We start from the raw sequence: 26,799 nt of genomic DNA on the forward strand, positions 1-26,799 counted from the left end.
GGGGTCGCGGTCGGTGTTGGCTCCTGCTGTTCCGGTATTCTTGGGATCTCTGGTGGCATCCCAAGTCCTGTGCCCGGATCGCTTGGCCACAAAAGGTCAATGTTCTCGGGAGGCTCCGGAGTATTTCCCCCTGGATACACCATAGGACCCCTTGGAGGCATAAGCAAAGGACCGAACAACTTTCCCCAATCAATGCCGGGGCTGGATTGAGGCTGATGTGCCTGCTGCGGTTGGGATTGGCTCTTTGGCGCCGGCATTCCCTGCATAGCCTGCGCGGATACAACAGTTAGTCCCGTTACGACGAGCACGGAAACGACTATGAAAAGACCTGTGGATGGGGTTATGGTCGGGATTCTCCGGGACATTGGACTGCTCCTTTCTGCTCCTTTTCGAAGCACGGGAGACATACAAAATATGGCTACGGATTTTGATGGGGTGACGAGCGCCTTTCAATTTATTTGAGGCGGCTCCCTATCAACTCGATTCTCCTACGAGCACGAAGGCCGCCCAGAAGAAAGGATGCTCGAAGCCCTCTTGACGCACCGAATTCCTGGCTTCGGTCCAGGCCGCCAGCTTAGGTTTTCCTGCCTGCAAATTCCTGAAGAAGGAATCCATCATCTTGACCGACGATTCCTCCGAAACCGACCACAGGCTCATAACGACCGATTTTGCGCCCGCGGACAAAAACGCTCGGCCCATGCTCATCACGCCTTCGCCGGGAAGTTTCACTCCAACCCCGGTCTGGCAGGCCACCAAAGCGGCAACTTCAGGGTTCATCTTTAACGCGGCTATTTCGCTCATGGTCAAGAATCCGTCCGTTCCGGGAGGAACCATGCTTAGCGCTAGCGTCGGTTCCATGATTCCCGGTATGGTGTTCGAAGCAAAGCCGTGGGTTGCAAACACAACCGATTTGAAATTGAACAAATGCGGAACAATGTTAGCCATGAAATTGGACTTGCTTGATTCAAGACCGGTGTATGCTTCGCAGTTCTCACCGTACATTTGCTCGTTACAGTGTTTGGCGAGCCCTTCAGTTTCCGCAAGTCTGGGGAGCTTGAAGAACCCGCCGGTCTCATCTTCAATTGACGCCATAAGCCTCAAAGAATCCGTACCGCTGGTCGCAGCTACGTTCATGTTAGGGCCTGCGCTCTGCGCCCTGGCGTCAGCTATGGTAAACACCGGGTCGGCCATGACAAGTGTACGGCCGCCGGGTGCGCCTTTTCCCGCCAGCGATCTTGTAAAAGTGAGCGCTGTGATGGAGGGGTAGTATGTTATCGGATGCCGATCGCCAAAATACTTCAGACCGGTCGGATATTTGCCCCCTTTACCCCCTTGCCACTGCGGTGTGCCGCCCGTTACAAGGGCCTCGAAGGGCAGCAGAGCCAACAGGCCGTCCGGAATAATAGTGATTGAGGCCCCTTCCGGAACATCCTGCACCAGATCGGCGAGAAGAATCCGGTACAGCCTGGCGGCCCTCTCCGGGTCGAATTCATCAAGCTTGACTGTTTCGAAGGGCTTTCTGAACTCCTGAATTTCCCGTTCAAGGTCGGAACCCGGCAACTTGGCGTACGTCGTCTTTACGACTTTCTTGCCTTTGATGAGTCTGGCGCCGACACCATCGCCGAGCACATCAAATAGAATTACGTGCTCTTGTGGGCCTATGAGCGCATTCTCCAACTGAACAGGCTTCGGATATCGAGCCGAAGCATAGGTTTTGTAGTTGGCGGCAATTTCCTTGGTAAGGTTTTGTGTAGCTGATTCAGCTTTCTTGATCTGGTTTGCAATATCGTTATACCGCCTCGGTTCAAGCTGTTTGGGCAACACAGTGAGCGCGACCTTCAGAGAGGCCACTTTGTTCTCCAAATCGACCTCTTTTTCCAAGACTTCTTGCGGAACGCCAAAAGCCTCGAAATCAAACTTCCTGGCAAGGTTTTCCGCGAAATCCCTCGCTCGGAGCAGCTCGCTCGGATAAATGCTTTGAGTTCCGTTGTTCGACTTCAACGCGATGCGTACCAGGCCTTTGGCAGGCTCCGACCTGGAGAAACCGTTAACTGTCACTGCGTAGAAGTTCCTTCTTTCTGAAGGAAGTAGCCCTGACCGAATCTCCTCGATTATCTTGACAGCTTGCGAGTAATTGCTACGGGCCTGGTCGAAATTCCCAGTGAGTTCGTAAACCTTTCCCAAACCTACATATGCCGTAAAAGTCTCTTCTGCGTTGCCAGCGTTCTTGGCAGATCGCAGGAGCTGTTCATAATGCTTCTTTGCGGAGCCGGGATCGGATTTCAGCAAATACAAACGGCCCAACGATGAATCGTAATCAGCCTGCCGGATGAGACCTTCCGCTTCATTCAGCATGCCCGCGTCAAGATATGCATCACCTATAAGCTTTGCGGCCCAGTCTGTAGGAGTTCCGACCTGAGCCGATACGCTGAGCGCGGCTATCAGAGCTTCAAGGCCCTTCTGATAATTCCCCATGTCAAGGTATCCCTGACCCGCGGCAAGAAGGACTTCCGCCTCTTTAGCAGGATCCGACAACTGTTTCGCGGCATCAATGGCCTTCTGGTAGTAATCGGACGCCTCTGTCTGGAAGCCCCATCGCCTGTAAAGGTTGGCCATGTTGGAAAAAATCACGACCAGCAGCTTGTTGTTGCCAGGGCTTGCTTTGACCGCCTCATTGAAGCTGGCTCGGGCCATTGCAAAGGAACCCTTATTCTTCTCCAGGACGCCCAAGTTGTTGAGAACCGTTTGCTCTCCGACGGCATCCTTTTCCGTGGAATAAATCAAATATGAATTACCGGCATATTCTGCTGCCTTCGCGTAATCTCCCCACGCGATCATAACCGCGGCCAAACTGCTCAGGGCCTGCGCTTGCAGTCTGGTATCACCCACGGTTCCGGCCAAATTCAAGAGTTGCTGTAATGTGTCCGCGGCCTTGGAAAACCACCCGATAAGAAGGTAAAGGGCTCCCAAATTGGTCAGCGCCGCCTGTTCCGCTCTCTTGTCGCCTGTTTGCCGGGCCTGCGCCAACAGACGTTGGTAACTCTCCAGTGTCTTGGCTGGATTGGAAAGGGCCTCTTTCTTCATCTCAGGATCGAAATTCACGGCCAAATCTTCGAGATAGCCGATGCGGAGCTTGCTCAGTTTGACAGGCCGCTCCACCGGCTTTGGCTGTGCCACGGCCGTGCGTCCCCCGGTCGATCCCCCGTCCGGAATGATCTCGGTATTGGCCCTGTCGATTTCATGTTGAGACGTCGTCCCCATGTAGGTCCATCCGCCGCCGCCGACTGGAGGTCCGCCGATGTACACGCCGACGCCGAATCCGCCTCCACCTTTCCCTCCGCCTCCTCCGCTGGAGCTGCCAAGGGCTTGAACCGGTAAGACCAATGAAAGACAAACTGCCAGGACCATTATGTAGAAGGGTGGGAAATTCCTTTTGAGGAGCATTGGTGCGTTCACAGTACACCTCCCTTTGTCTGGACATGATTTGGATTCGGATCGGACGATCCACGGGGAATATCAGGTTTTCCACGGTGTTGGGAACAGGTGGCAGGAGTCAATTGAGCTGAACGGACAAGCGGGATGGCGGCAACTATGAACAAAATGAGAAGCAATTGCAGCTTCCGGTCTGTTAAAATCTTCCACGGATTCATCTTGCCGCTCCTTTGCTACTTCATGATTGCTCCGCTCTCCGAAGGCTCCAATGGCTATGCAGTTAGCTTGGCTACTCCTGAACCGAAGTCAAGTAATTGACCGCTCTTTTTTCGAAGCTTACCGCAAAGGACAGGAGCGACAGTTCAACGGACCTTGGACGGTTTGAAAAATTAAAGTATGCAATATAATAAAGAAACGTAAACGTTCACCGGGACGAGTGTGGCGGCTCAGAATTACGATGGGGGAGGCATGGAGGGGGAGATGCATCTCCCCTGCCATCCTCACCGGGCGTACCACGCCAAGGCGTGGAAGCACGGTGAACCAATAATGCGTTGGGCGGTCGGCTTATTGCCGGCGTTGACACTGAACTCAGGCAGGACACCAGCATGGAAGAATTCACCAAAAATAAGCTGTTTATCGAATACCTGAAAAAGCTGTTCGAGCAGGCAGGAGCAAAGGCTTTCTTTGCCATTGCAGTGTTGATCGCTGTGGGACTTACCCAAGGGGTCGGTTTGCTGATGCTGATCCCTTTTTTGCAATTGATCGGCATTGGTGATGCGACGCCTACCGGAATTGTCTCGATGATAGGACAAGCATGGAGTTATACAGGGCTTCCATTGAACCTGCCGGCCGTGCTGATAGTCTATGTCGGAATAGTTTCCCTGTATGCCGTGATACAACGGTGGTCCACCATACTCAATTCAAAGCTCTCTCACGCATTCACGCGCAAACTGCGTGACGATCTGTTCAAGGCAATGGCCCGAGTTCAATGGCTGCGTTTCATTCAGATGAGGCAATCGGAAATCAACCATGTCATGACATCGAACCTCACCACCGTAGACAACGGGACCTACGGTCTTTTCGCACTTATCAGCAGCGTCTTTGTCGTCCTGGTTCATATCGGAATAGCCATGATGTTGTCCTTTCCTCTAACGTGCGTAGCGATGGCAAGTTCCGGCGTCCTGCTCGTGATACTCAGGCCGCTGAATCGCCGCTCCTATTCGCTCGGCGAGGAATGGCGCCAGACCATGGCCTCATTATTCGGCGTCTTGATGGACCATTTGGCCGGGATGAAGGTGGCCAAAAGCTTCGGGGCCGAGGATCGGCATGTCCGGAGTTTCTGCTCATTGAGTGGCAACCTGGAGCAACAGGCCAATCGGTACGCGGGAATCCTCTCCTCCACGTCAATGTATTACGAAATTGGCGGAGTCTTTGTGGTGAGTGTGTTCTTCTTCGTCGGAGTGCAAGTTCTGCACATCCCCGCGGCCCGACTGCTGATCATGGTTTTTCTTTTTGCGAGCCTTGTGCCCCAATTCTCCTGGATGCAGCGGACATGGCAAGGGATCTTGAATATGCTGCCCGCTTACAGGGCGGTGTTGGAAATGGCCGACAGGTTCCGCTCCGCGGAGGAACCGTTGGCGCACGGTCAGGTTAACCCGATCGAGCTTCAGAGCGGGGTGGAATTTCGTGACGTTTCCTTCAGGTATGACAAGGCAGACGGGAATTTCGTGCTGAAAGACGTTGATTTGACTCTTCATGCTTTGAAAACCACGGTCATTCTCGGGCCGTCCGGTGGAGGCAAAAGCACCTTCGCAGACCTGTTGATAGGCTTGCTGACCCCGGATTTGGGGGAGGTGCTAATTGACGGCAAGAGGCTGGAAGGAAACGTTCTGCATTCCTGGCGCAAATCGGTCGGTTACGTTCCGCAGGAAAGCCTGTTGTTCCACGAGACCTTACAGGAAAACATGCGTTGGGCTTCGCCAGGAAGCTCCGAGGCAGACATCTGGGAGGCCCTGCGACTAGCCGCGGCCGAGGACTTTGTCAGAGCATTGCCCGAGGGGCTGAACACAATCCTTGGAGACCGCGGGGTAAGGCTCTCAGGCGGTCAGCGGCAGAGAGTCGCTCTGGCAAGGGCTCTGTTGCGCAAGCCCACTTTGCTCCTGCTGGACGAAGCCACGAGCAACCTGGACGCGGAAAACGAGCAGCGCATCATACAGGCTCTGCAAGAACTCCGAGGCACAATGACCGTGGTATTCATCTCGCACCGCCAATCCGCGGTTCAATGCGCCGACAGAGTTGTGGTGATCGAAGGCGGGCGGGTCGGAGAGTAGAAACTTCCGGGGAGGCCCTTTTTGCAAAAAGGGCCTCCCCAAACCCTTCCCCAAAAACTCCTGTGATCTTGCATCATTGTCGCCAGTGCCGACAATGATGCGGTGCAGATTAGTCCAATGTCTCCTTCACCTACGAGGTTTTGAAACCGCTTCTGGTGTATGGCAGCAGGCGGTACGTCGGAACTGGAGTTTTACATGGAAATATGTGTTGGCGAGAAGTAAGCTCAAGGAATTGATGAAAGAGGCACTGATGGAGGTGTTGGAGGATCGTAAGGACGTGATCTACGACATCCAGTCGGGGGTGATAGAAGATCGGGCATTAGTTAGCGCCATCAAGGAAGGAGAGGCGACTAAATCGATCGATAAGCAAGAGATTCTCGACATTCTCCAAGGCGGACAGGCATGAAGGTCGAATTCAGGGCCGTTTCGCGAAAGACGTGAAACGAGTCAAAGATAAGGAGATTTTGCGCCAAGCTCTTGAAATAATTGAGGCCATAGAATCGGCCCCGTCTCTTTCGGATATACCCAATCTCAAGAAGCTCAGTGTAGAAGGTCGCTATTTCCGAGAAAGGGTCGGTGACCACAGGATAGGCTTGGCGATAGATGGTGGTACCGTCACTTTTGTGAGGGTTCTGAATCGCCGTGACATCTACAGATATTTCCCGTAGGCGATTGGGACAGATGCTAATGGCCGACTGAATGTTGGGTACCACTGTCGGCTTTTCCAGCAGTGGGCTCCTGTCCTCGTATGTTTCTTCAAAACAGCTATAATTATAGCAAGTGTAAAAAATAATGTCCGCCAACGCCATCTGGTGAGCTCTCGGTCACCGTCACGGTCGGCGGGCACGGCCCGCCCTACGAATTTGCGACGCGCCTCCTGTAGGGCGGGCCGTGCCCGCCGTCTCATGAATGACGATTGCCAAAAGCGCTTCAGATAGCCGCAGCCTTTCTCAATGCCACACCACCGATTCGGTCAGAAATTTTGGCAATTGCTATCAGGTGACCATGCTGGTGTGGACGGCGTTCGGAACTCATGCCATCAGGCCACTTAGGGTTAAGACATTGCGTCCCGTAGCGATTTTTCTGGGCTGGCTTTTCGTGATTCTGGCAGGGGTACTCATTTTTCTCGGGATATCAAGCTGGCCCCCTGGCGGCCTCATGTTTGCTTTGCCCTTCGTATTCCTCCCTCCGGGAATATTCTTGGCCTTTATCGGAGGAACACTCGTCTGGTGGGGACGGCGTCCGGCGCGAGCTGATACGCGACGTGCCAATGAACCATGAGGTGGTTACTTAAGATACCTGATTAGTGCATTAACGAGAAGGAACTGTAACTGTCTTTGGAATGCTTATGGGGCACCTAGCCTCGTGGAATAGGTAAACCGTTCTAGACATCCACTTTGAACCCGAGATCAACCTCCGACGCGGGAATGCCGCCGCGGATTCCCCAGTTCTCACGCTCGGTCTCCCGCAGGGTAATTCTAATGTGGTCCGCCGGGATTTCGAACTTGGCCAGGTTTCGGACGATTGCCTGATACAGCGCCCTTTTCGCAGCTAGAGAGCGGCCCGAGAAAAGGTCGATACTGATCAAGGTGAATTGATCCGACTTTCCATCGGGAACCGAGAAACGGTGCGGCTCGTGAACGAGAAGACGAACGGCTCTGTCTCCGAGGGGAATTTTCAGGGCCTCTACCATCGCTTCATGGACGGCCTCGATTATCCCCTCCTCCTCGTTTCGAGAGTATCGGTGCAAGACTTCAATAGTGGTGCTTGGCATAGGTTCTCCCCTTGTCCCTCCAGCCTATTTGTCTTTTGCCACCGCAGGTGGTCGCGTTTCGCTCTCTGGCCCTGACTATTCCAGCGGCGACTTGCCCTCGCCGCGGAGCCAGGGCGTGTGCGATATCCCTACCAGTAGGCCTTCCGGTCCTAGCAGCCGGGTTACGGTCTGGCCCCAGGGTTCCGTCCGGGCGAAGACGAGCAGTTTGTAGCCTTTGGCCTGCAATTCTGCAGTTGCCTCGTTGATGTCCTCCACGTCGAATTCGAGCCATCCTTGCGGCACAGGAAATTCTTCGGGCCATGTGTCCGTGCCGAAGCACGACTGGGCAGCCTCGGCAAGCGGCCACAGAGCGAATTCTTTCACACCGTCGATGTCTGAAGAGTGGAGATACGATCCATCGGCCTTTAGCGGCAATCCGAGTATGTATGCGTAAAACTCCCGACCCGCCGTCACGTCGGGAACGATGGGGCCAAAACCGGCTACAAATAAGACTTTCATCAAAGTCCTCCATCAATTGGGATGCCGGACGAAATTCGCGTTTCGACATGTCCTGTAACCGGTCTGACCCAGGTTTTCAACTGTTACTTGCACTCCGGTTGGGCTTCCTTCGCACGCCTTGCAAGCTCTTCGGGTACAACGTCCTCAACGTGCGTGGCTATCCACCACTTGTTTCCAGCCGGATCTGTGACACCGGCGGCCCGGTCACCCCAAAACTGATCCTTGGGCTCTTCCATGGACTCCGCGCCCGCATCCAGCGCGGCTCGATACGTAGCATCAACGTCCGCCACGTAAAGATAGAGCATGCACGGTATTGGAGGAAACTCTTTCATGGCTTCTCCCAGCATCACAATTGAGTCGCCGATCGTGATCTCCGCGTGCATAACACTGCCGTCAGGGTGATCCATTCTGAAAAGCTCAGTTGCTCCAAAAGCGGTCTTAAGGAAGTCGATCAGTCCTGACGCACCTTTGACGACCAAGAAGGGTGTAATGGAACGAAAGCCTTCCGGTATTGGCTTCACTGACATGTCAATAGCTCCTTTTTGCCGGACCGTTTGTAACGGTCATGGAAACGGATTCCGATTTGGTGATCACGTCATTCCGGCGCCCGCGTCTGCTCTTTCGCCTTCAGGCACGAGCAGACAAACTGCCCTACGACCCAAACTCCGAGCACGAATGTCCCGAGGGAAAAAATACCTAAAGAGAAAACGCCTGCCGAGAAGACACCCACGGAAAAGAGGCCCGCAGAAAAGATACCCACGGAGAAAAGCCCCGCGGAAAGCACACCGGCGCTAAACAGGCCCGCAGATAGCCACCCCGAAGCGGACAAACCGGGAGGGCTGGAATTAGGAATTGGCGGACCAATCAAGCCTATCAGCAGCAAGACTACTACTGCCGTCCAGATGATGTAATGAGCCGTGCGATGAGTCATAGAATCACCTCCGCCAGCACAATTGAATCCTTAGCCGGTTCAATCACCGGGCGCATCCTGTGGAGGGCATATGCATGCCCTTAATTCGTTCCTGCAAGATGGCCCGGCCGTAATTATCCGACCTCTATCAACTCATAAAGGTAGACTGCCTATGGCTGGACAAAGTTTCGTCAGTTTCCGATGAAGACACGTAGCACGCATCATAGCGCGGGTGAAAAGCGTTGACTGATCGGGCTCAGAATGCTAATTTTCTAATGTAATAGTTTATTTTCACGTGAGGATTTTCTTCGATAGGCCTATCCGTCCGGCCACCCAAATAGACCCAGGATCTTACCAAAAGGCGGCGTATAGTATGAAACCCACAGGCATTGTCAGGGATACGATCTACTTGAAGCACGACATGGGAGCCTTTCATCCGGAGTGCCCCGAACGACTTGAAGTTATTTACCAAATGATAGACGGGATGGAGCCTCGCCTCAATTTGGATGAGATACCTATTCGGCAGGCGGCCATGGAGGAGATCGAAACCAACCACGATCCAAGGTACGTCAGCACCATCGCTGCCACAGCCGGTCGCGCAAATACTTTTCTGGACCCGGACACCTCGGCTTGCGAATACTCTTGGGAAGCCGCGGCTCGTGCAGTGGGAGGATTGTTTAACCTTATCGACGCGGTGACGGAGGGTAAGGTTCGGAACGGCTTCGCACTGGTCAGACCGCCGGGACATCATGCGGAGCGTCGCCGAGCGATGGGGTTCTGCCTTTTCAACAACGTGGCTCTAGCCGCTCGGTACGCCATGAATCGACATGGACTGACACGAATAGCCATCGTGGATTGGGACATTCACCACGGGAACGGGACCCAGGATTCCTTTTATGAGGACCCCCGAGTGCTGTTCGTTTCCACCCACCAATTTCCGCATTATCCAGGGACAGGAGGAATCAGAGAGGTCGGATATGGACCTGGAGAGGGGTACACAATCAACGTGCCTATGGCGGCAGGGGCCGGCGATGCGGAATACCTGACGGTGTTTCACACTCTGGTGGCCCCGGTGCTGCGTGCGTACCGGCCGGAACTTATCCTTGTCTCCGCGGGCTTTGACGCTCACCATGAAGATCCGCTGGGTGGTATGAGTATCACGGATGAAGGGTACGAGCAGATGACTCAGGTCCTCGTGCATCTGGCCGCGGAGCTTTGTAACGGCCGACTCATCCTGACCCTTGAGGGAGGCTACAACCTCGACGCGCTCAGGAATTCCGTGCAACGGGTCCTTGCCTGCCTCAGCTCTTATAACCCGGATTCACAACCTGTGCCGTTCGAGCCTCCCTGGCCCCTATTGAACTCCACATTCAAGGCCAGGTTGAAAGACATTTTGGCCATCCAGCGCAAATACTGGCCGACCCTCCCCCAGTTTTGAGATCAATTGCAAGGGAAAGCTTTCTTGTGCAAGAGGGTTTCTCTCCCAATAATTCCCTGGTACGAACCCGGGCCTGGTGAACAGGTCTGACGAACGGAAATAGAAATGCATGGGATATTACTTATCGACAAGCCTGAAGGTATTACCTCCAACGATGTGCTGCGTATCATCAAGAGACTGCTGAAACCGGCCAAAGTCGGTCATTCCGGGACGCTCGATCCGGCCGCTTCCGGTTTGATGGTTGTATTGATAGGGGCCGGGACCCGCGCCCTGGATTACCTCGATGAGAACCGCAAGACATATGCACTCGTGGTGCGGCTTGGAGAAGAAACCGACACCGGCGATCGCGACGGCGTGGCGGTGCGGACAGGAGACCCTTCCGGATTGAATTTGCAGCGCATTCAGGAAGTCGTGGACAGTTATCGAGGCGTGATGGATCAGATTCCGCCGCATTATTCCGCGATTAAGAAGAATGGCGTTCCGCTTTACAAGCTGGCACGAAAAGGGGTGTTTCCGGATCTCGCGGCTCGAAAGATTGAAATATTCTCTCTGGTTTTAAAAGACTGGGAACTGCCGCTTCTGGCCTTAGACTTGATTTGTTCCAAAGGGACTTATGCTCGTTCCCTCGCACGGGACATCGGCCGTGACCTGGATGTGGGCGGCCGCCTGGAGTCCCTGCGGCGCATGGCAAGCGGCCCGTTCCGCGTGGAAGACGCCTTGAAGCTTGACGCCATTGCCGACGGAGGCAAGGAAATAATTGCCAAGCATATGATAAGCCTGGCTCGAGCTTTGTCCCACATCCCCGATTTGCAGGTAACCATAGCCGAAGTTCGGCGACTGATGCGCGGGACCGACGTGGTCCTGCCGCGAGCCCGCCTCCCGGTTGCCGAGGATCCGTCGGTGCCTCCGGCAAGACTTTACAAGATCGTGTCCGGAAACGACGGCCTTGTAATTCTGATCCGACCCGAACCCAAGGGCGCGGAGATCTCTCTGCGACCGGTGAAGGTCTTCAATACTTGGGAGAACAAATGATACCAATGCGCGTTCAAAGAAGTGACATCAGCAATGGCCGGCAGGGACGCCGGCCGCTACCATAATGCGGTGGCGGTCCCGCGGGACGCGCGATGCCCGCCATCTTCACTTGTACGAAAGCGCATTGGTATGAAACGATGAGGCCTGCACCTTGGCCCACGGGTTTCAAATTCGTCCCAGGTTTTCACAGTTCGTAAGGCATCGTATCCTCTGAATAATCCACATCGTCGGTGGAGAATTCAATTACCTGGCAGAATTCCACGGCTTCGAGTTGGTGTGCGCAGTTAGGCAGAACTGTGGCCATGTCACCTTGCCTCATTTCGAGGCTCCCTTTTGCCCCGGTTTCCAGATCAAAGTAACTGATTCGGCAATGACCTGAAATAACATAGAACATTTCGGTCTTGGACTTGTGATAGTGCCTGCCCCGGATGTTGCCCTCACCGGGATGTAGATCGAAGTATACCGGATTGTACACAGGCCCCACTGGATGCAAGATTGCCATCTCCCCGCGCTGTTCGACAATTCTTCTAGGGCTGTCTTTTTCTGCGCGGGAGGGAAGGAAAGTAAGTCTGATTTTTTCACTCATAAATTCTCGCCATTCTTATATCTGGAGCCTCAACGTGGAATCTGTCGGTAGTGAAACCCCGTGATACCAGTTCGCTATTATTCTCGTAACATCAAGGATAGCAGCTGTCATTGCGAGGAGCGAAGCGACGAGGCAATCTCTCGCCACTGAGATTGCTTCGGGCTCGACGCCCTCGCAATGACAACTTTCGGCAATGTTATATTTTTTATGGCGAATCGGTATGACATAACATGCCATGACATGGGAGTTTTTGGGAAGGGGTCCGGGGAGGGCGTTTTTGCAAAAACGTCCTCCCCGGAAATTTCCTGTATTCTCTGCTCCATCACCGCTTGCGGAAGATTACCACAGCCTGGTGTTTTTCTTTAGGGACCACGGATTGGTTGACCGAGAACAGAGTGGTTCCTTTGACGTAATCCCTTATGGTGTACGCATGATTGCTGACTTTCCCGCCCGGACAACTGTACAGACACGCTATGCAGCCGGAATGCCATTCAGGAATAAGGGCCTTGTTTCCACCGAAACGCATGTCGATACCTTTGCCAGCGGAGTCGTTCAGAAGTCCGGCCAGCGGCAACGGAGAAGGCAGTCCGTCCCACCAGACAAATACATCAACCGGCGAGCCTTCCACACGAGTGTCCGGAGCGGTGCTATTCGGGTCCTTGCGCTTGTTCCATGCTGCCATGGTCAGGTTGTTTCCGGGAATCGCACCGATGGACACCAGGGCGTCGTAAAAAGAACTGTCGTCGGCATAAGAGGACAGCAACGCCTCGCCGGCCGCTCCCCCACCCTTCCACACAACAGCGTGATAGTTGGGTGTCGATTTTAACCAACCGCCGGAAAAAGCCTGAGGCTGAAGTTCAGCCAGCAGTCGCACTTCGCCGGCCTTGGAGTCCACCTGGAGCGGATGCTTTTCGTCCAATCCGAACGGGTTCGCCGGTTCCGCCCATAGCTGGCCCGGGATGCCTCCGCCGAACCATGTAACCATAGCCAGAAAGCCAAGGAATCCCAGAGCCTTCCTGGCGCTCGCGGCAACCAAGTTAATTTTTATTGAAGACCGGGGCATTACCGAGGTTCACCTCCATGCCGAATCGTGACGCAAGAAAGGCCAACGGAAAATCACGCGTCCATTCTACCGATTTCATACCCTTCAGCGGACAGCATGCGCAGAATGCCCGCGACGTGTGGCACTCCGACGAACGCCACAGCGTCGCCCTCCCGCAGATACTCAAGCATCCTTTGGTACAAAATGGCATCGCGGCGCTCGATTATCCAGGGGTTACGGGTTGGAAACCTGTAAGGATTCCCCGAAAACTTGGCCAGGTCGGCTTCGAGGTACCATTTCACGAAATCCCGAGTATAGGATTTCCAGTGGTGGATTCGCCTCAGGAAGTCGATTATTTGCTCCGGCGAAAGGCTCTCGAGTACCTCAATCTGCTCTTCTATAGTTTCCAGAAACACTACATTCTTGCTCATGTCTCGTGCAAGGCCATAAGCTTCCATGTCAACGGAGTATTTCCATCCATTCTTTTCCAGGAACCTGTAATAAAGTGTGAAATATGCCATCCACGGTTTCATTCCTTTCACCAGGGAACACGCGAAACTTTCCGGTGCAGTGGCCATGAATTGGAGAGCCGTCAGAGATGCCCTGTCTGAGCCTGTTGGGGCGAGTACGTTAGTAATTCTCAGTATAGTCTGCTCGTCAAGCCCATGTAATAGGCATTCTTCCGTATCGTCGTGCAAGCCCGCTTTGACTACTTGCTGCATGCTGCTTTCGTCAAGAGGCCCTTCGAACAAGGCTGTGCGGGCGCCTCGCAGCAATTCAGCGAGAGACTTCTTGAAGCTATGAGGAAAGAAATGCGCAGTGCCCGCTAGAAAAGACCTCCGGCGGTTCTTTTGGAGCTGCCAAACCATCTTGAAACGTTTGTCTCTGAATCTTCGGAAGAGCATGCTCTTGTCGTCTCGGTGCTTCACGGTTTCGTAGTATAGGAAACGATGGCGTCCAGAAATGAAGGCTTTCTAATCATGAGTTCGGACATTTCGTATTTCCGGGAAGGAACACCACCCCATTTCTTCTTGAACCGGCGAATCCCTTCATTCACTCCAAGGCCAAGATGAATATACTCTTTGTTCAGTTCTTTGCCGATCCTGATCATTTCAAGAAAAAGCAAATCGGACGCGCCCCGGACGTAGTTCTTTTTGGAATGGCACCCGATTACATAGGTGACGAAACGCTTTGCCGAAAGGTCGATCACATAAAACGCGGCCAATTTGTTTCCCGGACCCCAGGCATTCAACACGAGCGAATCCTCAGCTTGCCCCACGTAATCCCACATTCCGAACAGCAGCTTTCCGACCCGTTCCGGCAGATCAACCCGGTCAACGAACTCACATGCCAGGTCATGGTGGCTTTGGCCAAGGCGCCTTCCGCGCTCGACCACTGTGCCACCCACGGCCCTCCTGACGGCTCTACGAGCGTCAGGTGGAATAGACGTGGCATGCAAGTCCAGGGTATAATAGTAATCGCTGTTGCGCTCAGTGCAGGATTTGCTGAACGACACCGGCAGTTCGGGCGAGACGAGCGAAACCTTTGCCGGACGAAAGGCCTTGACTAATTCATTAAAATCACGCTCTAATTCGTCCACTCGGAATTCCGTTTCCAAGGGGTACCCGACGAAAATTACCAAGTCGCCTTTCCGGCAACAAAAATAGTCGCGGAATAGAAACGGCTCTCCACCCGAAACCAGGGTCATCAGCTTGACGATGTGCTCAGGCACATAGGCTCGACTGAGGATCTCGCTTTCTTCCGCGTTCGTGATCATGCTTCAGTTACGAAAAGGCCAAACAGCGCTTGACATACCCTCCAAACCACCCGACGTGCCGAGTGATCGGAAAACAATGTTCCGTCAATTTCTCGAACCAGTCAACCGAATAGTCGGTGTCCAAAGCCACGATCACTTCAAGGTGGAGTTCACACAATCAACGAGCCGCGTGCGTCACAGAGGACCGGGGCGCGGCGTTGACCGACGCAGTCGTAAAGGGCTAACATGTTGATACAGTGTCAACGTAGAGGGCACCGCATTGGACTTCAATGGACTTCACGCCACCGCGGTCTTTGAACAATGAGGTAGGCTTCATCGGCAGTTTTCGACGGTAAAGAGCCCAGCGTGCTTAGAGAGGCGATTGATCAGCAGATGCTGACCCCTCAGGAACAGACTTTTTTGTGCGATCATTCGTATGTGCCGGAACATATTGCGGATTATGTGGAAGCGATTTCCGGAGAGGAGCCGTTTCTCCACGAAGATCACCTGTGCTTCTTCCGGGCGGGGCATTTGATTTTTGTGGGATATCCGTTCAATGAAGCGACCGACAAGGCCCCGGAAGCCTACGAATCGGCCTGTCGGCGGTTCCGCCCGTTTACCGCCGCGATCATCGCTCCGAGGTTATGGGTTGGTGCGACTGAATTGAATGGGCTTGTTGAGGACACGTACTACAGACTGGAGCTGCCCCTGAAGCCACTGACGGCCGACCTGGCTTACATGATTAGGAGGGCCCGCCGGGAGCTTTCAGTCCTCGAAGGGACTTTCGGAGAGGACCATGACAGGCTGGTCCGCTCATTCCTTGCCGAACGAGACCTTGGCCCGGGCCACCGAGAGATCTTCGGTAAGATACCCCAGTATCTGAACCATTCCTCGACCGCGCGTGTCCTGGAAGCGAGGAAAGGGGACCGCCTGGTCGCGTTTAACGTTGTTGATCTTGGCTCGGCTGATTATTGTTTTTATCTGTTCAATTTCCGTTCACTCGAATTCAACGTGCCGGGTGCGTCCGACCTGCTGTTCTATGAGATGGCTCACCTGGCCGAGGCCGAAGGGAAAAAGGCCATGAACCTCGGACTGGGCATTAGTCCCGGTGTCAGGCGGTTCAAGGAGAAATGGGGCTCTGTGCAGTTTCTGCCGTATACGTCTGCCTTTGTGAGAAGAAGGGCCAAAGGGCTATTCAGTTTGGTGATGGATATTGATAAGGGAATGTCGTTTCCCCGCACAGGCCAACAAATCGGACCCGGTATTATGGCAAACTCCATGAAGTCAGGGTCTCCTTCAACGAAGCTCCCAGTGACCGCGTTGGAAGGCCGAGGCAGACTGCTTTCTTCCTTGGCGACTTTTTGGCACACCTTTGTAAGCGGTCTCACCGGACCATCGAGGAGCGAGAGTCTAACCGCTCGGGACACCGGGAAGAGGCGTTGGCGTCTAGTGCAGGTCGAATCGACCCTGGCATGCAATCTCCGGTGCATCATGTGCCCCTGGAAAGAGTTCAGAGAGAACGCCCGAGATCGCGGCACCATGAGCGAAGAGGTCTGGGAGGCAATTAAGCCGCACCTCAAGGACGCTCGATCCGTTGACTTTACCGGTGGTGGAGAGCCGCTGCTCCAGCCCAGACTGGCTGAATGGATTGCGGATGCAAGATCCGCGGGATGCGAAACCGGAGTTCTGACAAACGGCCTGTTGCTGAACCAGGCAATGGCAAAAAAGCTGTTCAATGCAGGCTTGAACTGGATCTGCGTGTCTGTTGACGGAGCAACAAAGGAGGAATACGAAAGAATTCGGAAAGGGTCCAGCTTTGAGAAAGTTTGCGAAAACTTGGCAAGCGTTGCCAAACTGAGAACCAATGAAATTCCCATGGTGATGATCAATTTTGTGATGATGTCGGAAAACCTCCATCAACTGGAAGACATAGTGAGGTTGGCCTCCCAATTGGGAGTGGACCAGGTGAATTTCAAGCAATGCGAAGTAATACGGGGTGACTACGGGAAGGGTCACGGATTGTTCGGACCCAAGCAAACCGGAGAAATCAAGAGACTTCAAAAGGCCCTTGCGAGAGCGCGCAGCCTGGCAAAGAAGCTGCACGTTCAAACAACCGCTTTGTCCTTGACTCCCACTGAACGGCCGGTTTGCGAACAGGACCCCACGGATTCGCTGTTCATCCGCCATGACGGGACAGTGGCTCCTTGCATAAGCTTGGCCAACGGCGGTCCGACGACGTTTCTGGGGCGGGATGTGATCATGCCGTCCGTGCGGTACGGTAGTCTGCCGGACAACGATCTCTTCGATATGTGGAAAACTGAATCCTGCGCGCTCTTCAGGGAAACGTTCCAAGAGCGAATCCGGGCCTATGAAGAGACTTTTCTCGCGGGGCTCACAAGGGGTGCCCGCTTGACGCCCGAGAGACTCCTCGAAGAGGCTCTCAAGAAAATGCCCAAAGCGCCGGAAGGGTGCACCATCTGCCACTATCTCTACGGCATATAATACGGGAAGATAGAAGAAAACTCGTAACAAATCACGGCAATCATTACATGTTGAGTCGTTATACCGGTTGCCAAAAGTAATGTCCGTTTGGCCCGAAGATAATCAGTCTGGTTTTTTGGTTGGTATCGACGGGGCCTACTTTGCCGGAGCGTTATAACGCCCGTCGTTCCTGCGAAAGCGGGAACCCAGGAAATCCCGCGTGCCGCGGGACTGGATTCCTGCTTCCGCAGGAATGACGGAATGGCGTCCTCTCGAATCGGACAAAAATTTTGGCAACTGCTATATACCCGGCGGAGCGGCGGTCCATTGTAGCGGCGACATCCCGCTCCCACCCCGCGTGGTGCATGAATCCGAGCCTGGTAAACGATTACAAAGACTGTTCGTGCGGCATTTGAAATTTGTTCCGCAACCGGATTGACACGCCCGCCGGAGTCGAAGGATAATCCATGATTCACTGGAACAATCTTGGGTCCGAAGAACCCGCTCGTACGAGTCAGAACGGAGAGTGCCAAGCTCATGCTCCTTGCCATTGATGTCGGAAACACCAACACCGTCATAGGGGTCTACGAGGGTGATACACGAGTCGGTATCTGGAGGATTCGTACTCTCGAAGACGTCACCGCGGACGAGTACAGAATGATCCTGCACGACCTTGCTGCGATAGAGAACATGCCGCGTTTTCGTATAGACGGGGCCATAATTTCGTGCGTGGTTCCACCTCTAATTGGGGCCCTCGACGATCTATGCAGGAATTACCTCAAGGTAACTCCTTTATTTGTCGGACCAGGTATCAAGATGGGAATGCCCATCAGGTACGACAACCCCAGGGAGGTCGGCGCGGACAGAATCGTCAATGCCGTGGCTGCGTACGAAAGGTGGCGATGCGATTTGATAGCCGTGGATTTCGGAACGGCTACCACCTTTGATTACATAAATAAGGCCGGCGAGTATGAAGGAGGAGCGATCGCGCCCGGGGTGAAGATCGCCGCAGAAGCCTTGTTCCACGAAGCTTCCAAGCTTTTTAGGGTGGAATTGGTCGCGCCACAGAGGGTCATTGCCAAAGACACTGCTACGGCCATACAATCGGGCATCGTATTCGGTTATGCTTCATTGGTGGACGGCATTCTTACGCGCATGTTCGAGGAACTAGGCGCCAGGCCGAAGGTGGTGGCTACGGGTGGACTCGCGAAGACCATCTGTGCCCAGACGCGACTGGTGGATCACATCGATGAAGACTTGACCATGGAAGGACTTCGTATCATTTACTACAGAAACAACCCTCCCCAAAAAGGCTGAGCGAAAAGAGCGAGGCGCCGGCTGCCTTCACCGTTTTCTGCACGAATTGAGCGAACACTATTTCGTTATCTAACTTGACCTAGTTTTTCGGGCACGGCACGCCGTGCCCTCCGGACGTGTTCCGCAAAGTCCATTTCACGTCGCCACAGTAGTCAAGGCCGAAATAAATGTCCTGGAACGCGGCACGATCCCGGGTGTTGGCAAGGACCACGATTGAGGGTTCGGCGGGACAACCGGAATGTTTCGTTCGGAAAGGAATTTGAAAAAACGCTACACTTCTTCGTCCGCCCACCAGAATGAAACCTTTCAAACATCGAAGTGTCACTAAACAAATAAATGGGGGGTTCGTGTGCTTGACAACTTGTGGATCAATTAAAACTGTTATGGGTAGGTGAGTCTTTCCTTCCACTTATTTGTGATCGTGTCACCGAGGAGGGAATAACCGCCACGAATTATTGTGCTCAAAACCGACAAGCGAGAAGAGTCTCGCGAAATTACGAACTTGTATGGAGGATGAGTAATGTATAAGTCACTGCTGGTTGGAATTATGGTACTTTCCGTCCTGATGATGGGAGCCATGCTGCCGTTGACATCTGATGCCAGGTGGTACGGCGGAGGCTACGGGGGGTACTACAGCGCTTATCCCGCCACCTATTCCGGATATGGATATTATCCCTACTATGGTGGCTACGGTTGCGGCTACAGCGGCTACGGCTGGGGTGGCGGCTATGGAATGGGCAAACGAGGCGGCTTTGGATTTGGCGGCTTCAGGCCCTTCGGCGGATTCGGATTTGGCGGTTATGGTTACTGACACGATCGTCAGGAATCCAGGCACATAAACCCATGCCCCTAATTGCGTAGTGGGCGCGGACGGTCATTGTTACTCACGGTCTGGCCATGCCAGATGATGTAGCGAACAGTTCGCGTTTCCGGAAGCCTCAAAATGACCAGGGCGCCCACCACGCTCAATTGACCGAATAGACTCGGTATCTCGCCCAATCTCTACGATCTCTCCCACGTCGGTTCTTATCTGTGGTTGCTGGCGATCCATGCCTTCTGGTTTGACCTTGCCGCCTTGCTCTTACCGAATCAGTGATTATGGTAAGGACGAGCCCTCGTAGCGCCTCCCCCCGGTGCGAACGGGGCTCAAACCTCCGGGATATGGCGATGGGGTCCCGGAGGTTTAACTTTCATGTTGACGTGAGATTTAGGCTGGGCTTGCTCAGGAAAGGGTAAGTCCGGAAAACATGGTCATTCAGGCGGTAACCCCGCCGGCGGCATTGCAGCCGCCGGCGGGGTTACTTGTTCTATATCTGGCTTCTAGGCTCTACCAGGAAGCTGCGTCATTTCAATGTGATTGGGGAGGCAGAGCCTCCCGGTATGCATTCCGAGCCAGGTCCTCGGGACGAAAAAAGACCCCGCCGGGGGTTACCCTTATCGGCGGGGTCATGCATATAACAAATGAGGTGATTTGGTGAATCGTTTAGAACACGCCCTTCACCTTCCCTGTTTCCACGTCTACGTCCACACGCCTGAATGCGGGGTTGGACCCTGTTCCCGGCATCAGGGAAATGGCACCGGCAACGGGCACCATAAAACCGGCGCCTTTGTAAGTTAGGATGTCTCGAATAGGAAGAATCCACCCCTTCGGCACGCCCTTTATGTTCGGATCGTGAGAAAGGCTGAGATGCGTCTTAACCATGCAGGTCCCCAGCTTGGCCAGCTCCGGATCCGCTTCCATCTTTTTGGCCTTGGCTTCCGCCTCCGCGGTGTAGCTGACTCCGTCTGCACCGTAGACCTCTTTGGCAATCAGCTCGATCCTCTGGCGGAGCGGCAGGCTCAGGTCGTAAAGGAGTTTGAACTCGTTCTTTTCTTCGCACGCGTCTACCACTGCGTCTGCAAATTCCAGCGCGCCGTCGCCACCCTTCAGCCAGTGTGCGGACACAGCGGCCCGGGCGCCGGCAGCTTCGGAAAGGCGTTTCACCACAGCGATCTCATTCTTGGAGTCCGTGTAGAAAGAGTTGATGCAAACAACCGGGTTAATGCCGGCTTTCTTGACCGTCTCAATATGCTTAACCAGGTTCGCACAACCTGCTTCCACCCATGGCACGTTCTCGCCCTCATATTCCTTCGGCATCGGAAGGCCCGGCCGAGGAACAGGAGCGCCTCCGTGGCATTTCAGGGCGCGAATGGTGGCTACTATGACGGCGCAGTTGGGCTTCAACCCTGAGAAACGGCACTTGAGGTTCCAGAATTTCTCAAAGCCGATGTCCGCACCGAACCCCGATTCTGTCACGTGGTAATCTCCCAGCTTGAGACCCACTCTGTCCGCGATGATGGAGGACTGCCCGATTGCGATGTTGGCAAAAGGACCGGCATGTACGAAGACCGGTTGGCCTTCGATGCTCTGCAGCAGGTTCGGGTTCAGGGCTTCCACCATCCAAGCGGTCATCGCGCCGTCAACTTCCAGGTCTCCGGTGGTTACCGGCTGGCCTTTCTTGTTGTACGCCACCACGATGCGTCCCATTCTCTCGCGCATGTCCTTGAGATCCGTAGAAACAGCCAAGATGGCCATGATCTCGGAGGACACGGCGATCCCGAACGAGGATCGCATCATGAATCCATCCATTTTCCCGCCAATACCGATAATTATGTTGCGAAGGGCCTGGGCGCAAAAATCCATGATCCAGCCGAATTCCACGTTGCGGGGATCAATGTCCAGCCTTGGCTGGCCTCTCTTGGCCCATTCTTCGTCATCGTAATTGAATTCGTGCTGCATGCGGGCGGTGAGCGCAACCATAGCCAGGTTATGAGCGTTCATGATGGCGTTAATGTCGCCGGTGAGCCCCAGAGAAAACGGCGTCAAAGGTATGCACTGCGCCAAGCCGCCTCCGGCCGCTGAGCCCTTAATGTTCATGGTGGGACCGCCGGAGGGCTGCCTAATGGCCGCCACGACGTTCTTGCCTCGTTTGCCCAGGCCTTCCACCAACCCCATGCTGCTGGTGGACTTGCCCTCGCCCAGAGGCGTGGGGGTAATGGCGGTTACGTCAATGTATTTACCGTCTGGTTTGCCGGCAAGGCGCTTGAGAACCTTCGAGAAGTCAACTTTTGCCACATAGTGCCCATGCGGGAGAAGTTCTTCCTTGGTCAGTCCCAACTCCTCTCCGAGCTGATAGACGGTTTTCATTGTTTTTTCGGCTTCTTCGGCAATCTGCCAATCAGCCATCTTTGTGGGGTCAAGAGCCATCGATACCTCCTGTGCGAATGATCACCGTATGCAGGCTGCCCCGCTGCAATCGGTTGCTCAAATGGATTTTCGATTTATTGAGATCCGGCGAGAAAACCACATTATATTAGTCTTAATGTCGGAACATTGCAAGCAAAAAGAGTGCACACGAATACTCGTTCAGGTGCGCATGGAAAGCGACATCAATGGCGATGTCGGTAATTCGCAGAACAGGCTTTCCCATCGGAACGGTTACACCCATGCGCGCATTCGGGTGCACACATAGAGAGTAGGTACGAAGTGGCTGCAAGATGCCATGACATTCCCGGACTTGAACCGTATCCTCTTCCGAGGACAATCGCGGCATTTGGGTGTAAGACTACCACAAGGGGGAAACGCTCCCACATGCGGTGCCTTGCCGCCAAGCCTTCCGTGATTCACGCACTGCCGTTGTACAGAATAATTTGTTGACATCAGCCGAAAAACAATACATTTATGTGACACCTCATAAGTGGTACCCCGATTGCAACAGCTTTGACATCTCTCTTCTTCTCGTCAAGGGGGCGAGTTTGTGGTGCCGGGTTTGGCTTGGCGCCCACCGAATAAGGGCGCAACGCGGCTGTGCATGCCGCCTGTGGAAATCTCCGGGCTTGACCCTTCACGGCATCGGAACTGCCAGCACTAACAGAATTGATCGTAGGGACCCAGGTCCACAAACAGGGCATAATGTGGCCACGGTGCCAGTATTGAACCGAGCCGCGGGGCTCATGCGTCCAATGCCGCGCAATTCCCGAGCACAGGTCGTCGTTCTCCAAGCGCTCTCAACGTCCCAACTTTCAACAATTTGTTCCAGGGGGAGGTCATGAAAAAAATCGTGTACGGTCTCGTTTCCATCCTCGCGTTTTCAGCATTTCTCAGTTCAGCACCCGCTTTGTCCCAGGAACCCGTGAAGATCGGATTTATCTACGTGTTCTCCGGACGGCTCTCTAACTTCGGCCACATGGCAAAACAGGGCGCGGAGTTCGCTATTGAGGAAGTCAACGCGTCAGGAGGCGTGCTAGGTCGGAAGTTGGTCGCGGTCTATGAGGATACGCAAATGAATCCGGCTCGCGGGGTCGAGTTGGTGAAGAAACTCGTAGCCGACGACAAAGTGGACGTACTAATGGGTATCACGTCTAGTGGAGTTGCAGATGCCGTGGTTCCCGTAGTCCCGAGCTTGAAGACGCCGCTGATCATCACGCTCGCGATGAATCCGGATGTGACAGGAGAGAAATGCAATCCGTACACGTTCAGGATTTCCATGAACGGCCCTCAGAACATTAAGGCAGCGGCCATTCTTGCATCGAGTCTCCCGGCAAAAAAATGGACAACAATAGGACCGGATTACCTTTTCGGGTACCAGTGCTGGGAATACTTCCAGAAATACCTCAAGCCGCAGCGGTCGGACACTGCCTTTGCTTCACAGTCCGATGTGGTTTGGGCTCCGATCACGACCACGGATTTCGCTCCGTACATCAAGAAGGCGATTAATACCGATGCAGACGGGGTCCTGATTTCATTGTTCGCAGGCAATCTGATTGACTTCGTCAGACAGGCCGCACCTTTGGGGTTCTTTGATGGAAAGCGGCAGGTCCTGGTGAATATCGGCAGCTCAGTGGACGTGATGTACGGACTCGGGCTTGACATGCCAAAAGGGATCTGGATCGGCGGCTTCTACTGGTTCCAGCAGAACAGAACACAAGTGAACCAAGATTTCGTGGACGCTTACTACCGCAAATACAAATTTCCCCCGGATTACAATGCACACGGCGGGTATTCCGGAGTGAAGGCCTATGTCGCAGCATTGCAGAAGGCGGGAACCACGAATAAGGAAAGCGTGATCAAGGCCCTGGAGGGGTTGGTTCTGGACCTTCCTATCGGCAAGACCCTCATTCGAGCCGAGGATCACCAGGCGGTCCTTGATGCGGCTTGGGGCTTGACCTCCGATTTCGACAGCAAGTACCGCTGCAGGCTGTTGAAACCCTTGAAGGTATTTCCCGGGGATGAGATCACCATGCCCGTAGAACAGACCGGCTGCAAGATGCCCCGCTGATCCGTTAAGCAGAGCGCGGGCAGTTTTTCGTGCGCTCCCACGGTCCCAGGAGGATGACTACCGACCCGCCAGGGTCCAAAAAGGGGCGCGTTTCTCTAGCTTTCCCTCAGAAATGCTGCCGCGTTCTTGAATATTGCCAATCCGTCCCCCTCCTCCGGAAGCTCTTCGCGCGTCCAGCGGGGGTGGTTTGTCCTGTGGACAAAGCATTCCGGATGGGGCATCAGGCCGAACACCCGGCCGGTGGGATCACAAACCCCTGCTATGGCCATCTCTGAACCGTTGGGATTGTAGGGATATTCCGTGGTCGGATCATCACGGTCCGGCCAAGAATACCTGAGCGCGGCTTGATGCCTGTTTACGATTCCCCGTGTGAACTCGGGATCGCGCCCCACGATCTTGCCTTCGCCATGCCGCACAGGAAGATAGAGGCGTTCAATCCCCCGCGTAAAGACGCACGGAGAATTGCGATCCACAATGAGATTCACCCATCGGTCCTCGAAACGGCCTTGGTCATTGCCCATCAGGGTCAAATCTCGTCGGGTGTAGTCTCCTTCCACGGCCGGGAGCATTCCCAATTTGGTAAGGAGTTGAAATCCGTTACATATTCCAAGCAACAGCCCGCCGGATTGCACGAACCGAATTAGCCGATCGATCAGCCGATCCCCGTTGATCCGAGAATGCTTGATTCGATTGGCGCAAGCCTGAGCCGCACCAAGATCGTCACCGTCCAGAAATCCACCCGGGAAGACTATTATTCCGTAATTCGCGGGATCGGCTTCGCCCGCGGCCAGAAGATTCAGGTGGACCAGGTCAATACGGTCAAAACCCGCGAGTTCCAGGGCGCGCCGAGTCTCAAGCTCGCAGTTGATACCATGACCGGTAGGCACTAAGGCATTTAGTTTCATTTCTGTTCGCTTCTCTTTATGTCGAGGTGCTTACACGCGAGGAAATCGCTGGCCGTCTCCCCCGGACATTCCCTGTTGGAATGTGCATTCATATTATACCAATTCGTGATCAGCCGGGTAATACCAATGCGCGTTCAACGAAGTGACATTAGGAATGGCCGGCAGGGACGCCGGCCGCTACCATAATGCGGTGGCGGCGGGCCTCCGTGCCCGCTATCTTCACTTGTACAAAAGCGCATTGGTATAATACCATTTCGCATTCAAGGCAGTAACATGACTTGGTAGGGGGCGCACCTGCGTGTGCGCCCAAAGAGCGGACGGACACACGGATCCGCTCATACAGAGGTTCCGATCCTTCTCATTGGCAAGCGATTTCGTATATCCTGTTAGAAAGCCCATTGGTATAACATGTCGAGACAAGGAACGGTGGGGGAGGCCCCCGCCTCCCTGAAAGTGACAGGCAGGATGCCTGTCCCACCAGGACCAAGCGTGTCATTGTTTGAAGGCCAATGAACACTAAACCATGTCTCGACTAGAACAGCGGCTTAACGGATTCCACGGCCAGGTTCAGGTAAGTGGTGGGGAAAATACCTATGTACATCACGCCTACAACAGCGATGGTCAGGCCGAGGGCCATGGCTGCCCCGAATTGGAGTTTGGCCGGCGCTGCTTCCGGGACCTCCATGTACATCTTCATGACCACCCGGAAGTAGTAAAACACCGACGCAGCACTCGTCAGGACACCGATGACGACAAGCCAAATGTATCCCGCATTAATGGCCGCGGCGAAGATGGTGAATTTTCCCACAAACCCTGCGGTAGGCGGTATTCCTGCCAAGGAAAACAGAAATATGGACATCAAGAGCGCCAACAGAGGGTGAGCCTTTGCCAGTCCTCGATAATCATCGAGTTGAACGTTGGCTTCTCCTTTGTTGCCCACGATGGCGACAATACCGAAGGCGCCCAGATTGGTAAAGGTATATGCCAACAAATAATAAAGCACTCCCGAGGTGCCTGCTTCGTTTGCTGCCACCATTCCCATCAGGATGTAACCCGCGTGAGCGATACTGGAATAGGCCAGCATTCTCTTGATGTTGTCCTGCACGAGCGCGGCAAGGTTGCCCAACACCATGGTCAACACGGCGAGGACCCACAAGATGTGGACCCAATTGATTTGCAGGGGCATCATTGCCTCAAAGAAAACACGAACAAACGCGGCAAACGCAGCCGCTTTGACTCCCACCGACATGAACCCCGTCAGAGGAGACGGCGCTCCTTCATACACATCGGGCGTCCACATGTGGAATGGCACTGCCGCTACTTTGAAAGCGAAGCCGACCAGTAACAACCCCATTCCCGCCATGGCCATCTTACCGACGGGCCCGGTTTGCAGGAATTTGGCAAGTGCCGGCAAAGAAAGAGACCCGGCCGCGCCGTAAAGCAGCGCCGCGCCGTAGAGAAAGATCCCACTGGAAAACCCGCCTAATAAAAGGTACTTCAGCGCGGCTTCTCTGGATTTTGGGCTCCCAGGCAGAATACCGGCCAACACGTATATCGAGATAGACAGGGTCTCAAGACCAATGAAAATCGTAAGAATATGGTTCCCCGAAATCATGAACATCATGCCCGCGCTGGAGAATAGCAACAGAACGAAGTATTCGTACAACGGCAGGCCTTCGTCCGTGAAGTAACGGACCGAGAACAGTATCGTCAGACCCGCGGCAAGCAGGATCAAGATATTGAAGAACCAGGAGTAGGCATCCAGGATGATCAGCCCCGAAAAAGCCGTTTTGTTCAACACCCGGAGAGGGCTGTTAGCCATAACAGCGAGCAATACGCCCGCAATACTTATCACTGCCGACACGGTGACTATTCCTTTGCGGACGACCAAGCCCGCCAACATCACCACCAAACCGGCAAGGCACAGAATCACCGCCGGCAGAATGCCTCCAAGATTAATCTCGGGTACTGGAATCATCC

General features: G+C 54.1%; 21 protein-coding genes. 9 read left to right on the plus strand and 12 right to left on the minus strand.

From position 1 onward, the window contains the following. Window positions 1–474 precede the first annotated feature (474 nt). Window positions 475–3,456, minus strand: coding sequence for a CHAT domain-containing protein (locus HY913_08420; GenBank protein ID MBI4963287.1), 2,982 nt, complete (start codon window positions 3,454–3,456; stop codon window positions 475–477). Window positions 3,457–4,037: 581 nt separating this feature from the next. On the opposite strand from HY913_08420, the gene HY913_08425 reads away from it, so the two are divergent. The 3 genes from HY913_08425 to HY913_08435 all read left to right on the plus strand — a co-directional run bounded on the left by HY913_08425 (window position 4,038) and on the right by HY913_08435 (window position 6,430). Then, window positions 4,038–5,762: an ABC transporter ATP-binding protein gene (locus HY913_08425; protein MBI4963288.1), complete on the plus strand. Its 1,725-nt coding sequence runs from the start codon at window positions 4,038–4,040 to the stop codon at window positions 5,760–5,762. A gap of 208 nt (window positions 5,763–5,970) precedes the next feature. Further along, window positions 5,971–6,168, plus strand: a complete 198-nt coding sequence (locus tag HY913_08430; GenBank protein MBI4963289.1) for a hypothetical protein — start codon at window positions 5,971–5,973, stop codon at window positions 6,166–6,168. A gap of 7 nt (window positions 6,169–6,175) precedes the next feature. Next, entirely contained in the window at window positions 6,176–6,430 is a 255-nt protein-coding gene (locus tag HY913_08435; protein MBI4963290.1) for a type II toxin-antitoxin system RelE/ParE family toxin, read from the plus strand. Between the two features lie 716 nt (window positions 6,431–7,146). Here HY913_08435 and HY913_08440 read toward each other — a convergent pair. The 4 genes from HY913_08440 to HY913_08455 all read right to left on the minus strand — a co-directional run bounded on the left by HY913_08440 (window position 7,147) and on the right by HY913_08455 (window position 8,965). Next, window positions 7,147–7,536: a tautomerase family protein gene (locus tag HY913_08440; GenBank protein MBI4963291.1), complete on the minus strand. Its 390-nt coding sequence runs from the start codon at window positions 7,534–7,536 to the stop codon at window positions 7,147–7,149. Window positions 7,537–7,611: 75 nt separating this feature from the next. Then, entirely contained in the window at window positions 7,612–8,034 is a 423-nt protein-coding gene (locus tag HY913_08445) for a glyoxalase (GenBank protein ID MBI4963292.1), read from the minus strand. Between the two features lie 83 nt (window positions 8,035–8,117). Continuing rightward, window positions 8,118–8,561, minus strand: a complete 444-nt coding sequence (locus HY913_08450) for a VOC family protein (GenBank protein MBI4963293.1) — start codon at window positions 8,559–8,561, stop codon at window positions 8,118–8,120. 68 nt (window positions 8,562–8,629) lie between these two features. Further along, the gene (locus HY913_08455) at window positions 8,630–8,965 is read right to left on the minus strand and encodes a hypothetical protein (GenBank protein MBI4963294.1); all 336 of its coding nucleotides are present in this window, start codon (window positions 8,963–8,965) and stop codon (window positions 8,630–8,632) included. Window positions 8,966–9,317: 352 nt separating this feature from the next. On the opposite strand from HY913_08455, the gene HY913_08460 reads away from it, so the two are divergent. Beyond that, window positions 9,318–10,382: a histone deacetylase gene (locus tag HY913_08460; GenBank protein MBI4963295.1), complete on the plus strand. Its 1,065-nt coding sequence runs from the start codon at window positions 9,318–9,320 to the stop codon at window positions 10,380–10,382. Window positions 10,383–10,487: 105 nt separating this feature from the next. After that, window positions 10,488–11,414, plus strand: coding sequence for a tRNA pseudouridine(55) synthase TruB (gene truB, locus HY913_08465; GenBank protein ID MBI4963296.1), 927 nt, complete (start codon window positions 10,488–10,490; stop codon window positions 11,412–11,414). Between the two features lie 184 nt (window positions 11,415–11,598). On the opposite strand, the gene HY913_08470 is transcribed toward truB, so the two are convergent. From HY913_08470 to HY913_08485, 4 genes are all read right to left on the minus strand, one after another. Beyond that, window positions 11,599–12,000 (minus strand): cupin domain-containing protein, encoded by a 402-nt coding sequence (locus tag HY913_08470; GenBank protein MBI4963297.1) that lies wholly within the window; start codon window positions 11,998–12,000, stop codon window positions 11,599–11,601. A gap of 322 nt (window positions 12,001–12,322) precedes the next feature. After that, window positions 12,323–13,063, minus strand: a complete 741-nt coding sequence (locus HY913_08475; GenBank protein ID MBI4963298.1) for a hypothetical protein — start codon at window positions 13,061–13,063, stop codon at window positions 12,323–12,325. A gap of 53 nt (window positions 13,064–13,116) precedes the next feature. Then, window positions 13,117–13,947 (minus strand): TraB/GumN family protein, encoded by an 831-nt coding sequence (locus HY913_08480; GenBank protein MBI4963299.1) that lies wholly within the window; start codon window positions 13,945–13,947, stop codon window positions 13,117–13,119. Between the two features lie 20 nt (window positions 13,948–13,967). Beyond that, window positions 13,968–14,819, minus strand: a complete 852-nt coding sequence (locus HY913_08485) for a hypothetical protein (GenBank protein ID MBI4963300.1) — start codon at window positions 14,817–14,819, stop codon at window positions 13,968–13,970. A gap of 345 nt (window positions 14,820–15,164) precedes the next feature. Here HY913_08485 and HY913_08490 point away from each other — a divergent pair, with 345 nt between their 5' ends. From HY913_08490 to HY913_08500, 3 genes are all read left to right on the plus strand, one after another. Next, on the plus strand, window positions 15,165–17,300 hold the full coding sequence (locus HY913_08490; GenBank protein MBI4963301.1) for a radical SAM protein: 2,136 nt from the start codon (window positions 15,165–15,167) through the stop codon (window positions 17,298–17,300). 516 nt (window positions 17,301–17,816) lie between these two features. Further along, the gene (locus tag HY913_08495) at window positions 17,817–18,596 is read left to right on the plus strand and encodes a type III pantothenate kinase (GenBank protein MBI4963302.1); all 780 of its coding nucleotides are present in this window, start codon (window positions 17,817–17,819) and stop codon (window positions 18,594–18,596) included. 520 nt (window positions 18,597–19,116) lie between these two features. Beyond that, window positions 19,117–19,407, plus strand: coding sequence for a hypothetical protein (locus tag HY913_08500; protein MBI4963303.1), 291 nt, complete (start codon window positions 19,117–19,119; stop codon window positions 19,405–19,407). A gap of 672 nt (window positions 19,408–20,079) precedes the next feature. Here HY913_08500 and HY913_08505 read toward each other — a convergent pair. Next, the gene (locus HY913_08505; GenBank protein ID MBI4963304.1) at window positions 20,080–21,843 is read right to left on the minus strand and encodes a formate--tetrahydrofolate ligase; all 1,764 of its coding nucleotides are present in this window, start codon (window positions 21,841–21,843) and stop codon (window positions 20,080–20,082) included. Between the two features lie 841 nt (window positions 21,844–22,684). On the opposite strand from HY913_08505, the gene HY913_08510 reads away from it, so the two are divergent. Beyond that, window positions 22,685–23,914, plus strand: a complete 1,230-nt coding sequence (locus tag HY913_08510; GenBank protein ID MBI4963305.1) for an ABC transporter substrate-binding protein — start codon at window positions 22,685–22,687, stop codon at window positions 23,912–23,914. Between the two features lie 95 nt (window positions 23,915–24,009). Here the strand turns inward: HY913_08510 and HY913_08515 are convergent, their stop codons facing one another. Both HY913_08515 and HY913_08520 read right to left on the minus strand, forming a co-directional pair. Beyond that, window positions 24,010–24,819: a phosphoribosylformylglycinamidine synthase subunit PurQ gene (locus HY913_08515; protein ID MBI4963306.1), complete on the minus strand. Its 810-nt coding sequence runs from the start codon at window positions 24,817–24,819 to the stop codon at window positions 24,010–24,012. 532 nt (window positions 24,820–25,351) lie between these two features. Further along, on the minus strand, window positions 25,352–26,797 hold the full coding sequence (locus HY913_08520; protein MBI4963307.1) for an NADH-quinone oxidoreductase subunit N: 1,446 nt from the start codon (window positions 26,795–26,797) through the stop codon (window positions 25,352–25,354). Between the last annotated feature and the right edge of the window lie 2 nt (window positions 26,798–26,799).

Origin of the sequence: Desulfomonile tiedjei, from assembly GCA_016212925.1 — a bacterium.
Taxonomy (GTDB): Bacteria; Desulfobacterota; Desulfomonilia; order Desulfomonilales; family Desulfomonilaceae; genus JACRDF01.

Excerpts from the sequence above, each read along its gene's own strand:
- HY913_08425 (MBI4963288.1), top strand. The coding sequence starts at position 4,038 with ATGGAAGAATTCACCAAAAATAAGCTGTTTATCGAATACCTGAAAAAG.
- HY913_08440 (MBI4963291.1), bottom strand. The coding sequence starts at position 7,536 with ATGCCAAGCACCACTATTGAAGTCTTGCACCGATACTCTCGAAACGAG.
- HY913_08445 (MBI4963292.1), bottom strand. The coding sequence starts at position 8,034 with ATGAAAGTCTTATTTGTAGCCGGTTTTGGCCCCATCGTTCCCGACGTG.
- HY913_08450 (MBI4963293.1), bottom strand. The coding sequence starts at position 8,561 with ATGTCAGTGAAGCCAATACCGGAAGGCTTTCGTTCCATTACACCCTTC.
- HY913_08455 (MBI4963294.1), bottom strand. The coding sequence starts at position 8,965 with ATGACTCATCGCACGGCTCATTACATCATCTGGACGGCAGTAGTAGTC.
- HY913_08460 (MBI4963295.1), top strand. The coding sequence starts at position 9,318 with ATGAAACCCACAGGCATTGTCAGGGATACGATCTACTTGAAGCACGAC.
- truB (MBI4963296.1), top strand. The coding sequence starts at position 10,488 with ATGCATGGGATATTACTTATCGACAAGCCTGAAGGTATTACCTCCAAC.
- HY913_08470 (MBI4963297.1), bottom strand. The coding sequence starts at position 12,000 with ATGAGTGAAAAAATCAGACTTACTTTCCTTCCCTCCCGCGCAGAAAAA.
- HY913_08475 (MBI4963298.1), bottom strand. The coding sequence starts at position 13,063 with ATGCCCCGGTCTTCAATAAAAATTAACTTGGTTGCCGCGAGCGCCAGG.
- HY913_08480 (MBI4963299.1), bottom strand. The coding sequence starts at position 13,947 with ATGCTCTTCCGAAGATTCAGAGACAAACGTTTCAAGATGGTTTGGCAG.
- HY913_08485 (MBI4963300.1), bottom strand. The coding sequence starts at position 14,819 with ATGATCACGAACGCGGAAGAAAGCGAGATCCTCAGTCGAGCCTATGTG.
- HY913_08495 (MBI4963302.1), top strand. The coding sequence starts at position 17,817 with ATGCTCCTTGCCATTGATGTCGGAAACACCAACACCGTCATAGGGGTC.
- HY913_08500 (MBI4963303.1), top strand. The coding sequence starts at position 19,117 with ATGTATAAGTCACTGCTGGTTGGAATTATGGTACTTTCCGTCCTGATG.
- HY913_08505 (MBI4963304.1), bottom strand. The coding sequence starts at position 21,843 with ATGGCTCTTGACCCCACAAAGATGGCTGATTGGCAGATTGCCGAAGAA.
- HY913_08510 (MBI4963305.1), top strand. The coding sequence starts at position 22,685 with ATGAAAAAAATCGTGTACGGTCTCGTTTCCATCCTCGCGTTTTCAGCA.
- HY913_08515 (MBI4963306.1), bottom strand. The coding sequence starts at position 24,819 with ATGAAACTAAATGCCTTAGTGCCTACCGGTCATGGTATCAACTGCGAG.
- HY913_08520 (MBI4963307.1), bottom strand. The coding sequence starts at position 26,797 with ATGATTCCAGTACCCGAGATTAATCTTGGAGGCATTCTGCCGGCGGTG.